The organism is Pseudomonas sp. 313, from assembly GCF_000316965.1.
In the GTDB taxonomy this organism is placed as follows: domain Bacteria; phylum Pseudomonadota; class Gammaproteobacteria; order Pseudomonadales; family Pseudomonadaceae; genus Chryseomonas; species Chryseomonas benzopyrenica.
Map to the genome: position 1 here is coordinate 115,121 of NZ_ANBZ01000106.1, position 21,437 is coordinate 136,557.

The following is a 21,437-nucleotide window of genomic DNA, read 5'->3' on the forward strand; positions in this document are numbered from 1 at the left end:
AGTCGACAATCCATGGCCCAGATCCTGTCCCTGAGCGAAGCCATCCAGCGCTTCGTCCACGATGGCGAGACCGTCGCCCTCGAAGGCTTCACCCATCTCATTCCGACCGCCGCCGCCCACGAGCTGATCCGCCAGAACCGGCGCGACCTGACCCTGGTGCGCATGACCCCCGACCTGGTCTATGACCTGCTGATCGGTGCCGGCTGTGCCAAGCGGCTGATCTTCTCCTGGGGCGGCAATCCCGGGGTCGGCTCCCTGCACCGGCTGCGCGATGCGGTGGAAAAAGGCTGGCCGCACAAGCTTGAGATTTCCGAGCACAGCCACGCGGCCCTGGCTAACGCCTATGTCGCCGGCGCCTCCAACCTGCCGTTCGCCGTCCTGCGCGGCTACCAGGGCTCGGACCTGGCCAAGGTCAATCCGGACATCAAGTTCATCGCCTGCCCCTTCACCGGCGAGCAGCTCGCCGCGGTACCCAGCGTGCGCCCCGACGTCACCGTCATCCATGCGCAGAAGGCCGACCGCCAGGGCAACGTGCTGATCCAGGGCATCCTCGGCGTGCAGAAGGAAGCGGCCCTGGCCGCCCAGCGCTGCATCGTCACCGTGGAGGAAATCGTCGACGACCTGCAGGCGCCGATGAACGCCTGCGTGCTGCCGACCTGGGCGCTCAGCGCCGTCTGTGTGGTCCCGGGCGGGGCGCATCCGTCTTATGCCCACGGCTACTACGAGCGGGACAACCGTTTCTACCAGGCCTGGGACCCGATCGCTCGCGACCGCGACACCTTTACCCAGTGGATCGACACCTACATCCGCGGTACCGCGGACTTCGCCGCCTTCCAGGCGAAGCTGGCTGCGGAGGCCTGAATCATGAGCGACTTCACCACCAATGAAATGATGACCGTGGCTGCGGCACGTCGCCTTGGCAATGGCAGCGTCTGCTTCGTCGGCATCGGCCTGCCATCCACCGCGGCGAATCTGGCACGCCTGACCCATGCGCCGGACGTGGTGCTGATCTACGAATCCGGCCCCATCGGTGCCAAGCCCTCGGTGCTGCCGCTGTCCATCGGCGACGGCGAGCTGGCCGAGACCGCCGACACCGTGGTGCCCACCGGCGAGATCTTCCGCTACTGGCTGCAGGGCGGACGCATCGACGTGGGCTTCCTCGGTGCGGCCCAGGTCGACCGCTTCGGCAACATCAATACCACGGTGATCGGCGACTACCACCAGCCCAAGGTGCGTCTGCCCGGCGCCGGCGGGGCCCCGGAAATCGCCGGCTCGGCCAAGGAGGTGCTGATCATCCTCAAGCAGTCGCACCGCAGCTTCGTCGACAAGCTGGCCTTCATCACCTCGGTGGGCTTCGGCGAGGGGGGCGATCACCGCCAGCAGCTGGGCCTGCCGGGCAAGGGTCCGACCGCCATCATCACCGACCTCTGCATCATGGAGCCGGAGGCCGGCACCCACGAATTCGTGGTGACCGCCCTGCATCCGGGTGTGACCCGCGAACAGGTGGTGGCCGCCACCGGCTGGGCCATCCGTTTCGCCGACCAGGTCGCCACCACCGCAGCGCCGACGGCGACCGAACTCGACGCCCTGCGTGATCTGCAGGCCAGGACCAATGCCGCCCATGGCGGTCAGAAAGGAGCTGAGGAATGAGTCGCCCAGTCTATATCTGCGATGCCATTCGGACCCCCATCGGCCGGCTCAACGGCGGTCTCTCGGCGGTACGTGCCGATGACCTGGCGGCCATTCCGCTCAAGGCGCTGCAGGAGCGCAATCCCCAGGTGGACTGGACGGCGGTGGACGAGGTGTTCATGGGCTGCGCCAACCAGGCCGGGGAAGACAACCGCAACGTGGCGCGCATGGCAGTGCTGCTGTCGGGACTACCGGAAACGGTGCCGGGCGTGACACTCAATCGCCTCTGCGCCTCGGGCATGGAGGCGGTGGGCCAGGCCTATCGCGCCATCGCCCTCGGCGAGATGGAGCTGGTGATCGCTGCCGGGGTGGAATCCATGACCCGCGCGCCCTATGTCATGGGCAAGGCCGACAGCGCCTTCGGTCGTGGCCAGAAGCTGGAAGACACCACCCTGGGCTGGCGCTTCGTCAATCCGGCGATGAAAGAGGCCTATGGCGTCGACAGCATGCCGGTCACCGGTGACAACGTCGCCGCCGACTATGGCGTCAGCCGCGCCGACCAGGACGCCTTCGGCCTGCGCAGCCAGCAGCGCGCCGCGGCGGCCCAAGAATCCGGCTACTACGCCGAGGAAATCGTCCCGGTGACGATCAAGGGCAAGAAGGGCGACCTGGTGGTGGCGCAGGATGAGCATCCGCGTCCGGACACCACCGCAGAAGGCCTGGCCAAGCTCAAGCCGGTCAACGGCCCGGACCGGACCGTGACCGCGGGCAACGCCTCGGGTCTCAACGACGGCGCCTCGGCGATCATCCTGGCCTCGGCGGAAGCGGTGCAGAAGCACGGCCTCACGCCCCGCGCCCGGGTACTGGGCATGGCCAGCGGCGGGGTGGCGCCGCGCATCATGGGCGTCGGTCCGACCCCGGCGGTGCGCAAGCTGCTGCAGCAACTGGACCTGTCCATCGAGGCCTTCGACGTCATCGAACTCAACGAAGCCTTCGCCGCCCAGGGCCTGGCCGTCCTGCGCGAGCTGGGCGTGGCCGACGACAGCCCCAAGGTCAATCCCAATGGCGGCGCCATTGCCCTGGGTCATCCCCTGGGCATGAGCGGCAACCGCCTGGTGCTCACCGCGGTGCACCACCTGGAAAAGACCGGCGGTCGCCTGGGGCTCGCCACCATGTGCGTGGGCGTCGGCCAGGGCCTGGCGCTGGCGGTGGAGCGAGTGGACGGGATCTGAGGCTTTGTCGCAGCGACAAATCGCGGCCATGGCGGTCCGCCGATGCGGTCGCTCCTACACGTGCCGCGCCTGTAGGAGCGGCCCATGGCCGCGATTCTCGGGGCCGATCGTAGAGCCTTTGCTTGAGCAAACAACCAAATCTCATTCACCCCATGCCCACCCCTACCTGTAACCGCGTGTGTCTCTCTTGGTCCGATGGCGGTAGGCTGTCCCCCGTCCGTCCATACCTATAATTAAGGATCTCCATGAGCACTCACCCGCATTACAGCTTCGAGGAGCGCAAGAAGCGCATCTTCGCCATCGTCGGCGCCTCGTCCGGCAACCTGGTGGAATGGTTCGACTTCTACGTCTACGCCTTCTGCTCCATCTATTTCGCCGCCGCCTTCTTCCCGAAGAGCGATCCCACCGTGCAGCTGCTCAGCACCGCCGGCGTCTTCGCCGCGGGCTTCCTCATGCGGCCCCTGGGCGGCTGGATCTTCGGGCGCGTCGCCGACAAGTACGGTCGGCGCACCTCCATGGTCATTTCCATCCTGATGATGGGCGCCGGCTCCCTGGCCATCGCCTGCCTGCCCACCTATGCCAGCATCGGCGTCGCGGCGCCGGCCCTGTTGCTGCTCGCGCGCCTGCTGCAAGGCATCTCGGTGGGGGGTGAGTACGGCACCACCGCCACCTACATGAGCGAGGTGGCGCTGCGTGGCCAGCGCGGCTTCTTCGCCTCCTTCCAGTACGTCACCCTGATCGGCGGCCAACTGCTGGCGGTGCTGGTGGTGGTGATCCTGCAGCAGGTCCTGAGCGACGCCGATCTGCGCGCCTGGGGCTGGCGGATTCCCTTCCTGGTCGGCGCCGCCGCGGCGGTGATCTCGCTGTTCCTGCGTCGTTCGCTGGAAGAGACCACCACCGCCGAGACCCGCGCCAACAAAGAGGCCGGCACCCTGAGCGGCCTGTTCAAGCATCACAAGGCGGCCTTCTTCACCGTGCTCGGCTACACCGCCGGCGGCTCGCTGATCTTCTATACCTTCACCACCTACATGCAGAAGTACCTGGTCAACACCAGCGGCATGGACGCCAAGACCGCCAGCGCCGTGATGACCTGCGCCCTGCTGGTGTTCATGCTGATGCAACCGCTGTTCGGCATGCTCTCCGACCGCATCGGCCGGCGCGCCTCCATGCTGCTGTTCGGTGGCCTGGGCACGGTCTGCACCTGGCCGATCCTCACCGCGCTGGCCAGCGTCCAGAGTCCCTTCGTGGCCTTCCTGCTGATCTGCCTGGCCATGGCCATCATCAGCCTCTACACCTCCATCAGCGGGCTGGTGAAGGCCGAGATGTTCCCACCAGAGGTGCGCGCCCTGGGTGTGGGCCTGTCCTATGCGGTGGCCAATGCGATCTTTGGCGGCTCGGCGGAATTCGTCGCCCTGAGCTTCAAGACCCAGGGGCACGAAGAGGTGTTCTACATCTATGTCTCGGTGATGCTGGCGGTGGCCTTCCTGGTCAGCCTCCGGCTGCCTCGGCAAGCTACCTACCTGCATCACGACCACTAGGAGCAACCAACAAAACTACTGCGCGTCCGCCATGCGGGCGCGTGCAGTGCTCGGAATCCTCATGTACCAGTCGTACATTCCGGTTCCTGCGCGCCGCGCGCACCCGCCTGACAATCGCTCGCTACGCTTTGTTGGCTGCTCCGCCACTTGAGGAATCCCCATGTCCAACCTGCTATTCGATGCCTACTTCACCAGCGCCGCCATGCGCGCGGTGTTCTGCGACCGGGGCCGACTGCAGGGCATGCTGGACTTCGAGGCGGCCCTGGCGCGCGCCGAGGCGGCGGTGGGGGTGATTCCCCAGACGGCGGTGGCGCCCATCGCCGCCGCCTGTCGCGCCGAACTATACGATGCCGCCGAGCTCGCCAGCGCTGTGGTCAGCGCCGGCAATTCGGCCATTCCCCTGGTCAAGGCCCTGGGCCGGCAGATCGCCGCCCAGGACCCCGAGGCCGAGCGCCATGTGCATCGCGGCGCCACCAGCCAGGACGCCATGGACAGCGGCCTGGTCGTGCAGATCCGCCAGGCGCTGGATCTGCTGGACGCCGATCTGGCGCACCTGGCCGAGGCCCTGGCCATCCAGGCCGAGCGCCATGCCGGTACCGTGCTGGCCGGCCGGACCTGGCTGCAGCACGCGACGCCCGTGACTCTGGGCATGAAGCTGGCCGGGGTGCTGGGCGCCATCACCCGTCACCGCCAGCGCCTGGCCGAACTGCAACCACGGGTGCTGGTGCTGCAATTCGGCGGCGCCTCGGGCAGCCTGGCCGCCCTGGGCGCTGATGCCCTGCCGGTGGCCGAGGCCCTGGCCCGGGAGCTGGCGCTGAGCCTGCCGGAGCAACCCTGGCACACCCAGCGCGATCGCCTGGTCGAGGTCGGCGCCTGGCTCGGCCTGGTGGCCGGCAGCCTGGGCAAGCTGGGACGGGATCTGTCGCTGCTGATGCAGACCGAAGCCGCCGAGGTCTTCGAACCCTCGGCGCCGGGCAAGGGGGGCTCTTCCACCATGCCGCACAAGCGCAATCCGGTGGGCGCCGCGGTGCTGATCGCCGCCGCCACCCGCGCGCCGGGTCTGGTCAGCACCCTGTTTTCCGCCATGCCCCAGGAGCACGAGCGCAGCCTGGGCCTCTGGCACGCCGAGTGGGAAACCCTGCCGGAGCTGTTCTGCCTGGTTTCCGGCGCCCTGCAACAGGCTCAGGCCATCGTCGCCGGGCTGGAGGTCGACGCCGCGCGCATGCAGGCCAACCTGGAACTGACCCACGGCCTGGTGCTGGCCGAGGCGGTCAGCATCGCCCTGGCCGGACGGCTGGGGCGCGAGGCCGCTCACCACCTGGTGGAGCAGAGCTGCAAACGCGCCGTCCAGGAGGGGCGTCACCTGCGCCAGGTACTGGGCGATACGCCGGAAGTAACCGCCGAACTCTCCTGCGCCGAGCTGGATCGCCTGCTGGACCCCGCCCATTACCAGGGCCAGGCCCGCGCCTGGGTAACCCGCGCCCTGGCTGAACACCGCACTCTGCTTGCCCATCCCTAGACCAGAGGACTGCCTGATGCCCAGCGTACGTCTCGCCGATGGCGACCTGAACTACCAACTGGAGGGCCCCGCGGGCGCCCCCGTGCTGATCCTGTCCAACTCCCTGGGCACCAACCTGGCCATGTGGGACGACCAGGCCGCCGCCTTCAGCGAGCGCTTTCGCCTGCTGCGCTACGACACCCGCGGCCATGGCGCCTCCCTGGTGACGCCCGGCCCCTATCGCATGGACGAGAATGGTCGTGACGTCCTGGCCCTGGCCGATGCCCTGGGCATCGAGCGATTCGCCTTCTGCGGCCTGTCCATGGGCGGCTCCATCGGCCAGTGGCTGGGCATCAACGCGCCGGAGCGGATCACCCGCCTGGTGCTGTGCAACACCGCCGCCAAGATCGGCACCCCCGAGGTGTGGAACACCCGCATCCAGACCGTGGAAGCCGGTGGCGAGCAGGCCATGCGCGACCTGCGCGACGCCTCCATCGGTCGCTGGTTCACCCCCGATTTCGCCAGCGCCGAGCCGGAACGGGTCGACCGCATCGTCGCCATGCTCGCGGGGACCTCGCCCCAGGGTTACGCGGCCAACTGCGCGGCGGTGCGCGATGCCGACTTCCGCGAGGTGCTGGATGCCATCCGTGCGCCGACGCTGATCGTCGCCGGCACCCATGACGCCGTGACCACCCCGGCCGACGGGCGCTTCCTGCAGGAGCGTATTCCCGGCGCCGAGTACGTCGAGTTTCCCGCCGCCCACCTGTCCAACGTGCAGATGGGCGCTGCCTTTACCCAGCGCGTGCTGGCCTTTCTCAGCGCCTGAAGGAGTCGATCTTGGACGAAAGAGAACGTTATGAAGCCGGCATGCAGGTCCGCCGCGCCGTGCTGGGCGACGCCCATGTCGATCGCAGCCTGGAAAAGTTGACCCCCTTCAACGAAGAATTCCAGGAGATGATCACCCGCCACGCCTGGGGCGACATCTGGACCCGCCCGGGCCTGCCGCGGCACACCCGCAGCCTGATCACCATCGCCATGCTGATCGGCATGAACCGCGAAGGCGAACTGCGCCTGCACCTGCGCGCCGCCCGCAGCAACGGGGTGACGCGGGAGGAGATCAAGGAGCTGATCATGCAGAGCGCCATCTACTGCGGCATCCCGGCGGCCAATGCCACCTTCCATCTGGCGGAGGCGGTATGGGATGAGTTGGGGGTGGAGTCGCTGGAAGGGTGAGTGCGCCCCTCTGTCGCCCCCTGAGTGGGGCCCGCTGGAGTGGTCTGGCGGTTTGGGGCGAACGAGGTTGGGTTGAGCGTTAGCGAAGCCCAAAGGATTACGGGTAGGGTTATAGGTGCCCTAGCTATTTATCGCGGTCTGCTTGTGGCTCTTGTTTCGCCCACCCGGGCGACTCACTTTTTTCAGTCGCAAAAAAAGTAAGCAAAAACGCTTGCCCCACGTTTCGGCCCTCCGCTTCGCTCCGGGTCCCCTCGTTCCGGTGCCGCTCCGGGGGCACGGCACGAAGGGGCCTCCTGCCCCTCGCGCCTTGCTCGGCGTCCTGCCTCGCATACCCCTCCGCGACACCTGCACTCGGCCTCACTGACGGGGCGGGGCGCCAGCCTGAGGCTGGGGTGTTTACAAGCGGAGCCAGAGCGATTCGTAGCGTGGAAAACCGCGCAGCGTTTTCCACTGTTGGGCACCGACACCATTAGTGGACAAGGCGTTGCCGTTGTCCACGCTACGGGCTTTTTGTGGCTTCTCAGCCAACACTTTCAGGCTGGAGAATCGCCCCGTTCAGGAGGGCGAACGGCGCTGTTGTGAGCGGACCTGGAGCGAAGCGGAAGGCCGGATGGTGGGGCAAGCGTTTTTGGTTACTTTTGCCGCGACTGGCAAAAGTGACTCGCCCGGGTGGGCGAAACAAAAGGCGTCAAAGCGCTCGATAAATAGCTAAGGCAACTCAGCTCGATGTTGGGCTTCGCTAACGCTCAACCCAACCTACAAAAGCGGCCCCCAACCCAAGTAAGGGGCCTCAGGCCCCTTACTTGGCCACTACCCGCGTGATCCGATCCCCCTCGGCATCATCCTGCCCCTTGGCCTTGTTGACCGCGTAGACCACGCCCTTGCCATCCACCACCGCATGGTTGGGGTAGGTGCCCAGTTCCAGGTTGGCCTTGATGGTGCCGTCCGGATCGACCACGGTCAGGGTGCCGGCGCCGCGGTTGGTCACGTAGGCCAGGCGCTTGACCGGGTCGAAGGCCACGTTCAGCGCTCCGGCGCCGGTGGTGACGTTGTGCAGGGTCTTGCCGGTCTTGGCGTCGACGATCAGCAGGTTGTCGCTGCCCTGGGCGGTGATGAACAGGCGATCGGTCTGGGGATCGTGGGCCACGCCCATGGGGGTCTTGGCGCCCTGGATCGGGAAGACCTTCTCGACGGTCTCGGTCTTGGCGTCGATCACCGCGGCTTCGTTGGTCTTCAGGCTGACGGCGTAGAGCTTGTGCACCGCTGGGTCCAGGTGCATGCCGACCACGGCGAACCGCTCGCCGCGCACGCCCGACTCGATGGTGATGCGCTTACGCAAGGCCGGCGCCTTGGCGTCGAAGCTGATGATATCCGGCGTGATGGCCGCCGAGGCGAAGGCGCGGTCGAGTTTCTCGTCGATCACCACGGTGTGGGCATGGGAGACGATGCTGGGTTCGAATTGCTTGACCAGGCCCAGGTCGCTCTGGCGATAGACCGCCACGGTGTTCTGCCGGGTGTTGGTGGTCCAGACGTTGCCGTTGCGATCGTCCACGCCCACGCCGTAGACGGCGTAGACACCGGCGTCGCTGCCCGGCGCGGCGGCCGGGGTGATCTGGCGCTGGATGGACAGGTCCTTGGGATCGAGCTTGAGCAGTTGCGAGACCTTGACCGGCGGGCGGCCCACGGCCGAGGTGACGAACAGGGCGCCGGTCTTGGCGCTGATGTCCACCTGGTAGAGGCCCGGGACCAGTTTGACCGCGGTGAGGCTATAGGCGTCGGCGCCGGATAGCGGCACCACCGGCGAGACCTTGAGCGGGAAGACCGCGGCACCCGAAGGCTGGGCGGTGCTGATGACGATAGGGTGCTGGCCGGGGGCGGCGTCTTCGGGGATGCGCAAGGTCGCCTTGAAGTTGCCCTGGGCGTCAGCCACATAGGCGGCATCGGGGTTGAGCGCCACGCCGCCGCGGGACAGGGTGATCTGCTGGCCGGGGGTGAAGCCGCGGCCGTCCAGGGTGACTTCGCTGCCGGCCAGGATGGCGGTGCCACTGACGGGGCTGGCCTTGATCTCGCCGCGGTAGTCCGGATCGGGGGCTTCGAAGCTGGAGCGCGCCTGGGCGGTTTGGCCGCCCAGCGCCAGCAGACCAGCCAGCAGGGTGACGGAAAAGATGCGCCGGCCCTTGGCCGAAGACGCTAGAGCGATGTTCATCAGGGATTCCTTGTAGCGGCGATCAAGATACCCGCGCCAGAGCGCCGGGCGGCAGAGGCCCTCCTGGGCTAGACCATGTTAAAGCGAAAGCGAAATACTTGCATTTAGATTTGCAGGTTTTACGCGTGCTCGGCATCCGGGGTATCGAGCGGGCGCTGCATCAGGCAGGCGCCGGCGCCATAGCCGGCCAGCTTGGCCTTGAGCGCGGCGTCGGCCGGGACCGGTTGATAGTGGTGGCGTTGCCAGTAGCCGATGGCGTTGGACAGCGACACCAGCCGCCCCTGGCGCAGGCGGGCGCGTCGGGCCTGGCCCTTGGCGTGACGATAGAGACGCCCCGCCACGCCCTGACCTTGGGCCTCGGGATGCACGGCGCAGTCGTGCAGGAACCAGGTCGAGGCCGCGCCTGGCAATTGCTTGAGAGGAGCACCCAGTACCGGCGGTAGGCCGTCGTCCCAGGGATAGGCGATCAGATAGCCACGCAGGCGATCCTCGGCATCGGTCGCCACCCAGCAGTGTTCCGGGGCGAGTTCCAGGCGATTGGCGTAGAAGGCGTGGTCTTCGAGCAGGTCGGCGGGGTAGTTGGCCGCCTGGATGTCGAGAACGGCCGGGATGTCGGCAGGGCGCAGCGGGCGTATCGAAGGCATGACGATGAGGGGAAAAGGTCCGGCCGGGCAGTATGGTCACTGCCCGGCCGGGAGGCAAATGCCCCGGAGCCGTGGGTGGTGAGTCCCCTCGGCAAGCCTGCGCCCAGGCTGTGGGGGACTGGATTCCACCGACGACCTTGGCGTGCCTGGCGCCGCCGCTGGCTTCAAGCCTTGGCGATCAGCCGCGAATTGCGCTCGTTGCGGAATTGCAGGTCCTCGATCCGCTGGGTCGCGGTCTCGGCTTCCTGGCGGGCGGCGAGGATGAGGTCATGGTGCGGAGACTTGGCACAGACCGGATCGGCATTGCGCGCATCGCCGGTGAGCATGAAGGCCTGGCACCGGCAGCCACCGTAGTCCTTTTCCTTCTCGTCGCAGGAGCGGCAGGGCTCGGGCATCCAGTCGTAGCCGCGGTAGACGTTGAAGCCGAAGGAGTCGTACCAGATATGCCTGAGGTCATTCTCCTTCACGTTCGGGAAGGCGATGGGCATCTGCCGGGCGCCGTGGCAGGGCAGGGCGGTGCCGTCCGGCGTGATGGTCAGGAACAGCTTGGCCCAGCCATCCATGCAGGCCTTGGGGCGCTCTTCGTAGTAGTCCGGGGTGACGAAGATCAGCTTGCAGGGATGATTCTCGGCCTTGAGGCGCGCGCGGTACTCGTTGGTGATGCCTTCGGCGCGCTCCAGCTGGGCCCTGGTCGGCAGGAGACCGGCGCGATTGCGCTCGGCCCAGCCATAGAACTGGCAGGTGGCGAGTTCGACGAAGTCGGCTTCCAGGGCCAGGCAGAGGTCGATGATCTGGTCGATGCGATCGATGTTGTGCCTGTGGGTGACGAAGTTGAGCACCATCGGGTAGCCATGGGCCTTGACCGCCTTGGCCATGGACAGCTTCTGGGCGAAGGCCTTCTTCGAGCCGGCCAGCAGGTTGTTCACCTGTTCGTCGCTGGCCTGGAAGCTGATCTGGATATGGTCCAGGCCGGCCTCCTTGAACTCGGCGATGCGCGCCTCGGTGAGGCCGATGCCGGAGGTGATGAGGTTGGTGTAGTAGCCCAGCCGGCGCGCCTCGCGGATCAGCTCGGCGAGGTCCTGGCGCACCAGGGGTTCGCCCCCGGAGAAGCCGATCTGGGCCGCGCCCATCTCCCGTGCCTCGGCCATCACCTTGAACCACTGCTCGGTGGTCAGTTCGCGCCCCTGGGCGGCGAAGTCCAGGGGATTGGAGCAGTAGGGGCACTGCAGCGGGCAGCGATAGGTGACCTCGGCCAGCAGCCACAGCGGCAGGCCGACGCTGGGCGCAGCAACGGTGGGCGGCTGCGGCAACTGCATGGGCGTGCCCGGCAGGCTGGTGTCAGCCGAGCAGGAGCCAGTGCTCTGCACGAGCGACCTCCATGAATTGTTCGACGTCCGCACCCAGTTCGGGCACGCCGGGGAAGCGTTCGTCGAGCGCGGCGATGATGGCGGCCACGTCACGCTGGCCGTCGATCAGCCCGCCGATGGCGGCGGCGCTGTCGTTGAGCTTGATCATGCCCTCGGGATAGAGCAGCACATGGGCGTCCTGCGCCGGCTCGAACTGGAAGCGGTAGCCGGGACGCCAGCGCGGCACCTGGGTGCGGTCGAAGCTCATAGGTCGATTCCTCGGTGCCAGCGGCGCTCGCTGGTGACGCTGTGATAGGGCGGGCGATGCAGTTCGTAGGCCATGCTCATGGCGTCGAGCATGCTCCAGAGGATGTCCAGCTTGAACTGCAGGATCTCCAGCATGCGCTGCTGGGACTCCCAGGTGGTGTAGTGCTGCAGGGTGATCTGCAGGCCGTGCTCGACATCGCGCCGGGCCTGACCCAGGCGGGTGCGGAAGTACTCATAGCCGGCCGGATCGATCCAGGGGTAGTGGGTCGGCCAGGCGTCCAGCCGCGACTGGTGGATCTGCGGCGCGAACAGCTCGGTCAGGGAGCTGCTGGCGGCCTCCTGCCAGGAGGCGCGGCGGGCGAAGTTGACGTAGGCGTCCACCGCGAAGCGTACCCCGGGCAGCACCAGTTCCTGAGAGAGCACCTGCTCGCGATCCAGGCCGGTGGCCTCGGCCAGGCACAGCCAGGCCTCGATGCCGCCTTCGCTGCCGGGCTCGCCGTCGTGATCGAGGATGCGCTGCACCCATTCGCGGCGGATCTCGCGATCCGGGCAGTTGGCCAGGATGGCGGCGTCCTTGAGCGGGATGTTGACCTGGTAGTAGAAGCGGTTGGCCACCCAGCCCTGGATCTGCTCGCGACTGGCGCGACCCTGGTACATGGCCACGTGATAGGGGTGGTGGATGTGGTAGAGGTCGCCCTTGGCGCGCAGGGCGGCTTCGAATTCGGCGGGCGTGAGGGCGTTGGGCATGGCGTTCACAACTCGATGGACATCCCGTCCCAGGCGACTTCCACGCCCTGGCGCGCGACGATGGCGCGCTCGGGGGAGTCTTCGTCCAGGATCGGATTGGTGTTGTTGATGTGAATCAGCACCTTGCGCTGGCGCGCGAAGCCGGCCAGCACCTCCAGCATGCCGCCGGGACCGCTTTGCGGCAGGTGGCCCATCTCGGTGCCGGTCCGGGTGCCCACGCCGCGACGCTGCATCTCGTCGTCGGTCCAGAGGGTGCCGTCCACCAGCAGACAGTCGGCCTGGCCCATCAGCTCCAGCAGGGCGGCGTCCGGCTGACCGAGGCCCGGGGCATAGAACAGTTTGCCGCCGGTGTGTCTGTCATGGACCAGCAGGCCCAGGTTGTCGCCGGGGTGCGGATCGTGGCGATGGGGCGAATAGGGCGGTGCGGCGCTGCGCAGCGGGAAGGGCGTGAATTCAAGGTTCGGGCAAGCCGGGATGGTGAAGCTGCCGCTCAGGGCGATGGGCTGCCAGGTCAAGCCGCCATTCCAGTGCTGGAGCATGTTGAACAGCGGAAAGCCGGTGGTGAGGTCCTGATGGACCATCTCGGTGCACCACACCTCGTGAGGGCAGCCTTCGCGCAGGCTGAGCAGGCCCGTGGTGTGGTCGATCTGGCTGTCCAGCAGGACGATGGCGCGGATGCCGGTGTCGCGCAGGGCCCGCGCCGGCTGCAGCGGGGCGAAACCGGCCAGCTGGGCGCGGATGTCGGGCGAGGCGTTGCACAGGATCCAGTTCACCCCGTCGTCGGACAGGGCGATGGAAGACTGGGTGCGGGCCTGGGCCCTGAGGGTGCCCTTGCGGAAGCCGTCGCAATTGGGGCAATTGCAGTTCCACTGGGGAAAGCCGCCGCCGGCGGCGGAGCCGAGAATCTGGATATGCATGGGAAAGGTCGAACCTGAAAAAAGTACGCCCCGGCGGACCGGGGCGTGGGGCGCATCAACGGTTGGCGAAGTACATGGTGACTTCGAAGCCGATGCGCAGGTCAGTGTAGGCAGGCTTGGTCCACATGGGAGGTCTCCTCTTTGACTGCGAAAGCCGGATGGATCCGGTCGCTGAGTTTAACAAATGTTACCTAGCTAAGGGTTTTTGCCGCGACGAATCGCCGGCGGTCCGGCGGACATAACTGTCTTACCGATCCTGCAACAGATTGACCGCCAGCAGCGGCCCACGCTCCCGGGAAAGTGTTGAAAGCTATGACATCCAGCCGGATGGTGCGGCGGCATTGGCCAGGACGAAGCGCGGCGCCTCGGCGGCGGTGAGCTGCTGCCAGGCCTGCTGCAGGGCCCTGTCGTCCAGGGCGGCCAGGGCGTGTTGCAGGGGCGCAAGATCCAGCGCACCGCTGCGCTGGAAGCCCCACCAGAGGCGCTCGGCCAGAGCGGCGCGTTGGGTGGTGGCGGGGCTGAAGTCGCGTACCAGCTGGCGGATGTCTTGCGCCAGTGTCGCGGACTCGGCCTGTATGGCGGCCAGGCTGTCAGCCAAACCGCTCTCGATTTCCGCCAGGATCTCCGCCGCCCGCGCATGGGGCGACTGGACACCGATCAAGAGGCCGCTCTGATCGCCCAGCTGGCGATAGGCGGAAAACACCGCATAGCCCAGTTGCCGCTCGCTGCGCAGGCGCTGGAACAGCGGTCCCTGCAGGCGCGCCGCCAGCAGCCGCCAGGCGGCTTCGGTGGTGGGGCGTGCATCGGGTTGCGGACAGAACAGCAGCAACGCCTGCTGGGCGTCGGCGCTGGGTTCAGGGTGCCAGTGGCGACCGGTGAAGCTGTGCGACTCGCCCAGCGGCCCTGCCTGGGGCCGAGGCGGCGGGGTGACGGCGGCCAGGGATGCCTGCGCCGCCTTGGGCAGGCCGCAGGCCAGGGCTTGCCAGCGCGGTCCGCCTTCACTGACGGTTGAAGCCATGCCGTTCGGCAGTCGCTCGGGCAGGACCTTGAGCAACTGGCGGATCAGCATGGGTTCGGGTGGTAGCACCGATGCCGGTCCGATGTTATCCAGCTCTGCCACCAGCCTGTCGATCACCTGCTCCAGCACCGCCGGCAGCGCCGCGGCCCAGCCCTGCAGCCGCAATTCCCAGGGTGCCCCGGGCGGACTCCAACGTAGGCTCACGCCCGCCTCGGCGGCCAGCCGCGGTAACGCGCCCAGCACCTGGGCGTCGGGCGCGACCGGTACCGGCCCCGGCCACCGCCAGCCCAGGAACAGCAGGCCTTCGCGCTGCTGGGGCGCGAGGGCGAGGCTGATTGGCCAGGGTTGCGTAGCCGGGGTACCTGGAGTGCCTGGGTCAGCGAGCAGCGGATTGGGCGGGGGCAGGGCAAAGGTGGTGGCCACGGGGGCCGGCACGCTCGGTGCATTGGCCAGGCCAGCGGCGAAGCCAGTGAGCCGTTCCGGCAGCAGCTGGGCAAGTAGCCGTGGCCAGGCCGCCTGGGCGGCAGCCGAGAGGACCGGTTGTGGCCAGGTGTTTCCCTGCCGATCCAGCCAGAGGCGTTCGCCCAGGCGCCGCACCCGCGCCAGGGAGGGCAGGGTGGCCCATTGGCGTTGGACGCGTTCGGCATGGCCCTGCTGCAAGGCAGCCAGGGGCGTCTGGCGCAGGGCAGCCAGCCAGGTGAACAGGGCGCGGGTCAGGTCGTTGGGGCTGGCCTGGGGACCGGGCGAGAGATCCAGCCGGAGCAGGCCCTGGCGTGCCTGGCGATAGGGCCAGGCGAGGCTCAGGCGTTCGGCCAAGCCCGCCTGGCGCAGGGTCGCGGGCAGACCGCCGGGATGGTCGCCCAGCAGCAGGGCTTCCAGCAGCTCCACCGCTTCCCAGCTGCCAGGCGGCAGGTCGTCGAGGGCGAATTGCAGGGCCAGCATTGGCGGCGAGGCGCTGCTGGTCTGCCAGTGTTCGCCTGTGGCCGGGAGTGATCGAGGCATTGCGTTGCTGGATGCAGGACCGGAGGGCAGCAGGGCGCCGTGCTCGCGGGCCAGCTCTGCCAGTTCGGCCAGCGATTGCGACCCGGCCAGCACCAGCAGGGCGTTCTCCGCGCAGTACTGCTGGCGCTGGAAGTCGCGCAGCGCCCTCTGGAAGGCAGGGCTTTGCAGCGGCAGGCTGTATCGGTTGCCGGCATGGAAGCCGGCGGCTGGATGGTCCGCGGGCAATCCGGCCGCCAGGGCCAGATCGCGGCGGGTATCGGCGCTGCGCGACCAGGCGATGAATTCGGCGTGCAACACCTCGCGCTCGCGGCGCTGGGCGTCCGCTGCCAGCAGCGGTGCGGCGAGCATGTCCAGCAGGCGAGCGAGGCCGGCGGCCAGGTGTTCGGGCGCCAGGGCGAAGAAGAAGTCGGTGGTGGTCTCGCGGGTGCTGGCGTTGAGTTCGCCGCCCAGACGCTGCACCAGCGGCATCAGGCCGTCCGCCGCCGGATAGCGGCGGCTGCCGAGAAAGAACAGGTGTTCGAGAAAGTGCGCCAGCCCCGGATAGGCCCGCGGTGCCTGGTGACTGCCGGCGCCGATGCGCACCAGGGCGGCGGCCTGGGGCAGCTCGGGATCGTGCAGCAGGGCGACGGCCAGGCCGTTGGCCAGGCGCAGCCGGCGGTGGTGGGGTGGGGAGCTGGGCATGGGGGTAGCTTAACCGAGTCGGGTGGACGGGATGGAGCGGGGTTTGCCCTCACCCCAGCCCTCTCCCAGGGGGAGAGGGCGCGTTCGAGGCACGGTCTTGACCCCGTAGCATGGAAAACGGCGCAGCCTTTTCCGACGGGCCTTAGGTGCCAGGGGCTCTTTTCATAGAAAGAAAAGCCCGGGCGAAAAAAATCCCGGCCAGGCCGGGATTTCGGGGTGGGGCGAGGGGGGTTCCAACAGGATGTCAAAGTGCTCGAAGCATCCTCGCCCCGGACCCTCTCCCGGAAGAGAGGGGAGTTCGGGCGCGGGCGCCCTTACTTCTTCTCGGGCAGGGCGAAGGCCATCACGTAGTCACCCTGCTTGGTGCCCAGCGAGCCATGGCCGCCGGCGTAGACCAGCACGTACTGGCGACCGTCCTTGCCGGTGTAGGTCATGGGGGTGGTCTGGCCACCGGCCGGCAGGCGGCCTTTCCACAGTTCCTTGCCGTTCTTCACGTCATAGGCGCGCAGGTACTGGTCCAGGGTGCCGCTCAGGAAGGCCACGCCACCAGCAGTGGTGACGGTGCCGCCCAGGCTGGGCACACCCATGGGCAGGGGCAGCGGCACCGGCGAGTTGTCGCGCACGGTGCCGTTCTTGTGCTTGTAGACCAGCTTGCCGGTGGTCAGGTCGAGACCCGCCACATAGCCCCAGGCGGGTGCCTGGCAGGGCAGGCCCAGGGGCGACAGGAAGGCCGACAGGATCACGCCGTAGGGCGCGCCCTTGTTGGGCTGGATGCCCTCGGTCTCGCTCTTGCGCGCCGGCTGGTTGGCGATCTCTTCACGCGGTACCAGCTTGGAGGTGAAGGCCATGTAGCTGGGATTCAGGAAGGCGATCTGACGCACCGGATCGACCGAGATGCCGCCCCAGTCGAACACGCCGAAGTTACCCGGGTAGACGATCGAGCCCTGGGTGGACGGCGGGGTGTAGATGCCCTCGTAGCGGTGCTCGCGGAAGGCGATGCGGCACAGCGCCTGGTCGAAGGGCGTACCGCCCCACATGTCGCTTTCCTTGAGAGTCGGCGCGGCCAGGTTGATCGAAGAGACCGGCTGGGTCGGCGAGGTGTGGTCGCCTTCCACCGCGCCCTGGGGCACCGGGGTTTCGGTGATCGGGTAGATGGGCTGACCGTTGGTGCGGTCCAGCACATAGATGCTGCCCTGCTTGGTCGAGGCCATCAGCGCGGGTTTAACGCCGCCTTCGGTCTTGATGTCCACCAGGGTCGGCTGACCGCCCACGTCCATGTCCCAGAGGTCATGGTGGGTGAACTGGTAGTTCCAGCGCACCTTGCCGGTGGCGATGTCGAGGGCGACCACGCCGGCGCTGTACTTCTCGGAGGCCGGGGTACGGTCACCGCCCCACTGGTCGGGCATCTGGTTGCCCATGGGCAGATAGACCATGCCGACCTTTTCGTCGACGGCCATCATCGACCACATGTTGGGCGAGTTGCGGGTGTAGATGCCGTCGGCGGCGATGGGCGCGGTGGCGTCCGGATTGCCGCTGTCCCAGTTCCACACCAGCTTGCCGGTGTGCACGTCGTAGGCGCGGATCACGCCGGACGGCTCGTCGGTGGAGACGTTGTCGGTGACGTGGCCACCGATGATCACCAGGTTGCGGGTCACCGCCGGCGGCGAGGTGGAGTAGTAGCCGCCGGGCGTGAAGCTGCCCATGTTGGCGGTCAGGTCGACCTGGCCGTTGTCGCCGAAGTCGCTGCACACCTTGCCGGTGTCGGCGTTGATGGCGATCAGGCGGGTGTCGGCGGTGGGCAGGAACAGGCGCCGCGGGCAGCTGCTGGCGGCCGGGGTGCTCTGCTCGTCGACCGGGACGGCACTGCCGGTGGCCGGGCTCTGGCCCGCGGTGGTGGTGCCGGCGTAGGTGGCGTCGTCGTGGTAGGCCACGCCGCGGCAGGTCATGTGCGCCCAGCCCTTGAAGCTGTCGGCGTGCTGGGTGCTCAGCTTGGGATCGAAGCGCCAGATTTCCTTGCCGCTGTCGGGGTCCACGGCGATCACCTGGCTGTGCGGCGTGCAGACATAGAGCATGCCGTTGACCTTGAGCGGGGTGTTTTCCGCAGTGGTCTCCTGGGGATCGTTCGGGCCGGGGATGTCGCCGGTACGGAAGGTCCAGACGGGCTCCAGATTCTTCACGTTGTTGACGTCGATCTGCTTGAGCGGCGAGTAGCGATCACCGAAGGCGGTGCGGCCATAGGACGGCCAGTCGCCATCGGCGGCGGTCGGGGCGGCGCTTTCGGTGCCGGCGGTGTCGCGGCCCAGGTCACCGTCCAGACGGTTGTAGTTGACGAACTGGGCGACCAGGGCGACGACCGCCGCGATCACCAGCGAGCCGACCAGTGGCAGGCCGCCGCTACGGCTGTCCAGCGGACGGCGGAACACCGGGATCAGCAGGACCAGGCCAAGGACGAACCAGAGCGCCAGGCGTGGCACCAGTTGCCACCAGTCGAACTGGACTTCCAATACAGCCCAGGCGGTGGAGACCACCAGGAAGAAGGCATAGACCCAAACCCCGCTGGCCCGCCGGATGCACAGCAGGTAACCGCTCAAGGCGAGCAGCACGCCGCCGCCGAGGTAATACAGGGAGCCCCCGAGGGTGGCCAGTTTGATGCCCAGCCCCAAGAGGCCCAGGCCCAGGAGCATGAACAGGATGCCGAGTAACCTGGCAGGCAGGCCTCCCGGTCTCGCGTTGGAAGTGACAGTCATGGCAGCGCTCGCAATGCAATCGTGAAAAGAGACTTCGACTCGATCGACGACATCGCAAATCGGAACCGCATGCGGATCTGTCGTCTGCTACGTCTGAACCTGTTGTCTGTCTTATTGTTCCACCCCTTCGCCGGCTTCCCTGGCAGGAGGCTAGAGCGGTCGCGCTGAGGCGAAGCGAGGGATGGATCGGGGGCGTCGTCTGAATCGGGCGGGTAGATAGTAAGCTAAGCATTGATTGATGTCACTTCGCGATGACGGAAGGAGGGGACCCGTGGCGCGCCGTGCCTGCTACCATCGCGAGCCGTTTCCGCGATGCCTTCTGCCATGTCCGACGTGCTTGCCCTGGTCCAGGCGACCTTCGACGTCACTGCCCCGGTCTTCGCCCTGGTGCTGCTCGGCTGTGTGCTCAAGCGGCTGAACTGGATCGATACCGCCTTCATCAACACCTCGTCCGCCCTGGTGTTTCGCGCCACCATGCCGACCCTGCTGTTTCTCGGCATCCTCAAGGCCGACCTCGGCGAAGCCCTGCAACCGCTGCTGCTGGGCTACTTCGCCCTGGCCACGGTGGTGAGCTTTCTCGCTGCCTGGGGCTGGGCGATCTGGCGCTGCCCTCATGCCGATCGCGGGGTCTACGTGCAAGGCGCCTTCCGCGGCAACTGCGGCATCGTCGGCCTGGCCCTCGCGGCCACCCAGTACGGCGACTACGGTCTGTCGGTGGGCGGGATCATGGCCGGCATGGTCATCCTCTTCTACAACGTGCTCTCGACCATCGTGCTGGCGCTCTACAGTCCGCAGCTGGAGGCCAACTGGCGCACCCTGCTGCGCAGCATCCTCGGCAACCCGCTGATCATCGGCATCCTAGTGGCGATTCCCTTCGCCTATTTCCAGTGGCAGCTGCCACGCTGGCTGGACACCTCGGCGCGCTATTTCGCCGGGCTCACCCTGCCGCTGGCGCTGATGTGCATCGGCGCCACCCTGTCGCTGGCCTCGCTGCGCGAAAGCAGTGGCCTGGCGGTGGGTGCCAGCTTGTGGAAGATCGTCTGGATTCCGCTGCTGGGCGTGCTGGGCGCCCTGGCGCTGGGCATCCAGGGGCCGGCGCTGGGCATCCTCTTCCTCTACCTGGGCTGCCCGACGGCCGCCTCGAGTTTCGTCATGGCCCGCGCCGCCGGTAGCAATGCCCAGCTGGCGGCCACCATCGTGGTGATCAGTACCCTGGGCGGGATGCTGACCACCAATCTGGGCCTGCTGCTACTGAAAGGATTCAGCCTGCTGTAGGGCGTGCTGGCCGGGCATCGGCGTTGTGAGAGCGTTTATCGGCTGGTGCCAGCTAACAGTCAGATTTTACCGTAATAGTGCGTTCTCGACCGTCCCAGGTCGGTTTGCCCTCCAGATAATTATCGCAATCAGCATGTGCGAGGAGCGCGGCTGCCCTTCCCTAAGCCTTTCGCGTGGTATCCATGAAACGCTCGCTCCAATTCAGCCACAAGATCCTGCTGGCGGCTGCCCTCGTGGTGACCATCGCCCTGGCCGGTTTCGCCAGTTTCAACGCCTATCTGCAGCGCCAGGCCATCACTCAAAGTCTCGAAGCCTCCCTGGGCGAGATCGGCCGCATCACCGCCGGCAACATCGCCTACTGGCTGGATGCGCGGGTCAAGCTGATCGACAGCCAGGCCCAGGCGCTCAGCCGCGACAGCAGCCCGGCCAATGTCGCAGGCCTGCTCGAACAGAAGCTCTACACGAGCAACTTCGATTCCACCTACCTGGGTGAGGTCGACGGCACCTTTACCGACCGCCCCCATACCCCCATGGAGGCCGGCTACGACGCTCGCCAGCGCGACTGGTACAAGGCCGCGGTCAGCGCCGGTGGCCCCATCCTCACCGAGCCCTATCTCACCGCACCGCCGCAGAGCTTCCTGTGCATCACCATCGCCGCGCCGGTCCTGCAGAACGGCAAGCTGATCGGCGTGGTAGCCGGTGACCTGGTGATGGACAGCCTGATGAAGATGATCACCTCGCTGGACGCCGGTGGCCTGGGCGAGGCCTTCCTGGTGGACGGCGACGGCAAGATCCTGGTCAGCAGCCACGCCGACCAGGTGCTGAAATCCCTCAAGGACGTCTTCCCCGAGCAGACCCCGAGCCTGGCCCCGGGCTTCCACCACGTCCTGCAGGGCGGCAGCGAGCGGCTGGTGAGCTTTACCCCGGTCGCGGGCCTGCCCTCGGTCAAGTGGTACCTGGCGCTGTCCATCGACCAGGCCAAGGCCTATGCCCCGGTGACCCAGGCACGCAACCTGGCCATTGGCGCCACCCTGGTGGCGGTGATCGCCATCATCCTGCTGCTGGGGCTGCTGATTCGCGTGCTTTTGCGCCCGCTGCACGACCTGACCCGCGCCATGGCGGACATCGCCGAAGGCGAGGGCGATCTGACCCGTCGCCTGCCAGTACAGGCTCGCGATGAGTTCGGCGCCCTGGCCGAGGCCTTCAACAAGTTCGTGGCGCGGATCCATACCTCGATCCGCGATGTGGCCCAGACCACCGGCGAGCTGAATCAGAGTACCCGCCGGGTGCTGGAGGCCTCGCAATCCTCCATGCAGCAGTCGGATGTCCAGGCCCAGCGCACCACCAGCGTGGCCGCGGCGATCAACGAGCTGGGCGCCGCCGCCCAGGAGATCGCCCGTAACGCCGCCCACGCCTCGGGCGAGGCCAGCACGGCCCGCGCCCAGGGCGAGGAGGGG

The 21,437-nt window shown here is 67.4% G+C and carries 18 protein-coding genes and 1 other RNA gene; 10 read left to right on the forward strand and 9 right to left on the reverse strand.

What is annotated here, in order from left to right; all coding sequences use genetic code 11:
* Window positions 1–12: 12 nt before the first annotated feature.
* The 8 genes from C722_RS0124150 to pcaC all read left to right on the forward strand — a co-directional run bounded on the left by C722_RS0124150 (window position 13) and on the right by pcaC (window position 7,130).
* Entirely contained in the window at window positions 13–861 is an 849-nt protein-coding gene (locus tag C722_RS0124150) for a CoA transferase subunit A (RefSeq protein ID WP_017642962.1), read from the forward strand.
* A 3-nt stretch (window positions 862–864) separates the two neighbouring features.
* Window positions 865–1,650: a CoA-transferase subunit beta gene (locus C722_RS0124155; protein WP_017642963.1), complete on the forward strand. Its 786-nt coding sequence runs from the start codon at window positions 865–867 to the stop codon at window positions 1,648–1,650.
* Entirely contained in the window at window positions 1,647–2,861 is a 1,215-nt protein-coding gene (pcaF, locus tag C722_RS0124160) for a 3-oxoadipyl-CoA thiolase (RefSeq protein WP_017642964.1), read from the forward strand. The genes C722_RS0124155 and pcaF overlap by 4 nt, the downstream gene beginning before the upstream one ends.
* Window positions 2,862–3,106: 245 nt before the next feature.
* The gene (locus C722_RS0124165) at window positions 3,107–4,399 is read left to right on the forward strand and encodes an MFS family transporter (protein WP_017642965.1); all 1,293 of its coding nucleotides are present in this window, start codon (window positions 3,107–3,109) and stop codon (window positions 4,397–4,399) included.
* Window positions 4,400–4,460: 61 nt separating this feature from the next.
* A non-coding RNA gene (locus C722_RS25980) (sX9 sRNA) lies at window positions 4,461–4,536 on the forward strand.
* A 23-nt stretch (window positions 4,537–4,559) separates the two neighbouring features.
* Complete coding sequence (locus C722_RS0124170; protein WP_017642966.1) at window positions 4,560–5,918, forward strand: 3-carboxy-cis,cis-muconate cycloisomerase; 1,359 nt, start codon at window positions 4,560–4,562, stop codon at window positions 5,916–5,918.
* 16 nt (window positions 5,919–5,934) lie between these two features.
* Entirely contained in the window at window positions 5,935–6,723 is a 789-nt protein-coding gene (gene pcaD, locus C722_RS0124175) for a 3-oxoadipate enol-lactonase (protein WP_017642967.1), read from the forward strand.
* An 11-nt stretch (window positions 6,724–6,734) separates the two neighbouring features.
* Complete coding sequence (gene pcaC, locus C722_RS0124180; protein ID WP_017642968.1) at window positions 6,735–7,130, forward strand: 4-carboxymuconolactone decarboxylase; 396 nt, start codon at window positions 6,735–6,737, stop codon at window positions 7,128–7,130.
* Window positions 7,131–7,929: 799 nt separating this feature from the next.
* On the opposite strand, the gene C722_RS0124185 is transcribed toward pcaC, so the two are convergent.
* The 9 genes from C722_RS0124185 to C722_RS0124220 form a co-directional block, all read right to left on the reverse strand.
* Window positions 7,930–9,336: a YncE family protein gene (locus tag C722_RS0124185; protein ID WP_017642969.1), complete on the reverse strand. Its 1,407-nt coding sequence runs from the start codon at window positions 9,334–9,336 to the stop codon at window positions 7,930–7,932.
* A gap of 119 nt (window positions 9,337–9,455) precedes the next feature.
* A complete protein-coding gene (locus C722_RS0124190) occupies window positions 9,456–9,980 on the reverse strand; it encodes a GNAT family N-acetyltransferase (protein ID WP_017642970.1) in 525 nt (174 codons plus the stop codon).
* 164 nt (window positions 9,981–10,144) lie between these two features.
* On the reverse strand, window positions 10,145–11,296 hold the full coding sequence (gene pqqE / locus C722_RS0124195) for a pyrroloquinoline quinone biosynthesis protein PqqE (protein WP_037064648.1): 1,152 nt from the start codon (window positions 11,294–11,296) through the stop codon (window positions 10,145–10,147).
* Window positions 11,297–11,318: 22 nt separating this feature from the next.
* Window positions 11,319–11,594 (reverse strand): pyrroloquinoline quinone biosynthesis peptide chaperone PqqD, encoded by a 276-nt coding sequence (pqqD, locus tag C722_RS0124200; RefSeq protein WP_017642972.1) that lies wholly within the window; start codon window positions 11,592–11,594, stop codon window positions 11,319–11,321.
* Window positions 11,591–12,340 carry a pyrroloquinoline-quinone synthase PqqC gene (pqqC, locus tag C722_RS0124205; protein ID WP_026084080.1) on the reverse strand — a complete coding sequence of 250 codons (750 nt, stop codon included), beginning with the start codon at window positions 12,338–12,340 and terminating at the stop codon, window positions 11,591–11,593. The genes pqqD and pqqC overlap by 4 nt, the downstream gene beginning before the upstream one ends.
* 5 nt (window positions 12,341–12,345) lie before the next feature.
* Window positions 12,346–13,257: a pyrroloquinoline quinone biosynthesis protein PqqB gene (pqqB, locus tag C722_RS0124210; RefSeq protein WP_017642974.1), complete on the reverse strand. Its 912-nt coding sequence runs from the start codon at window positions 13,255–13,257 to the stop codon at window positions 12,346–12,348.
* 55 nt (window positions 13,258–13,312) lie between these two features.
* Entirely contained in the window at window positions 13,313–13,384 is a 72-nt protein-coding gene (gene pqqA / locus C722_RS25985; protein WP_003243383.1) for a pyrroloquinoline quinone precursor peptide PqqA, read from the reverse strand.
* Window positions 13,385–13,567: 183 nt separating this feature from the next.
* On the reverse strand, window positions 13,568–15,958 hold the full coding sequence (gene pqqF, locus C722_RS0124215) for a pyrroloquinoline quinone biosynthesis protein PqqF (RefSeq protein WP_017642975.1): 2,391 nt from the start codon (window positions 15,956–15,958) through the stop codon (window positions 13,568–13,570).
* Window positions 15,959–16,272: 314 nt separating this feature from the next.
* Window positions 16,273–18,705 (reverse strand): glucose/quinate/shikimate family membrane-bound PQQ-dependent dehydrogenase, encoded by a 2,433-nt coding sequence (locus tag C722_RS0124220; RefSeq protein WP_051226212.1) that lies wholly within the window; start codon window positions 18,703–18,705, stop codon window positions 16,273–16,275.
* A 324-nt stretch (window positions 18,706–19,029) separates the two neighbouring features.
* On the opposite strand from C722_RS0124220, the gene C722_RS0124225 reads away from it, so the two are divergent.
* Window positions 19,030–19,980 (forward strand): AEC family transporter, encoded by a 951-nt coding sequence (locus tag C722_RS0124225; protein WP_017642977.1) that lies wholly within the window; start codon window positions 19,030–19,032, stop codon window positions 19,978–19,980.
* A 182-nt stretch (window positions 19,981–20,162) separates the two neighbouring features.
* Window positions 20,163–21,437, forward strand: a 1,275-nt coding sequence (locus C722_RS0124230) for a methyl-accepting chemotaxis protein (protein WP_026084083.1), incomplete at its 3' end; no start/stop codon positions are given.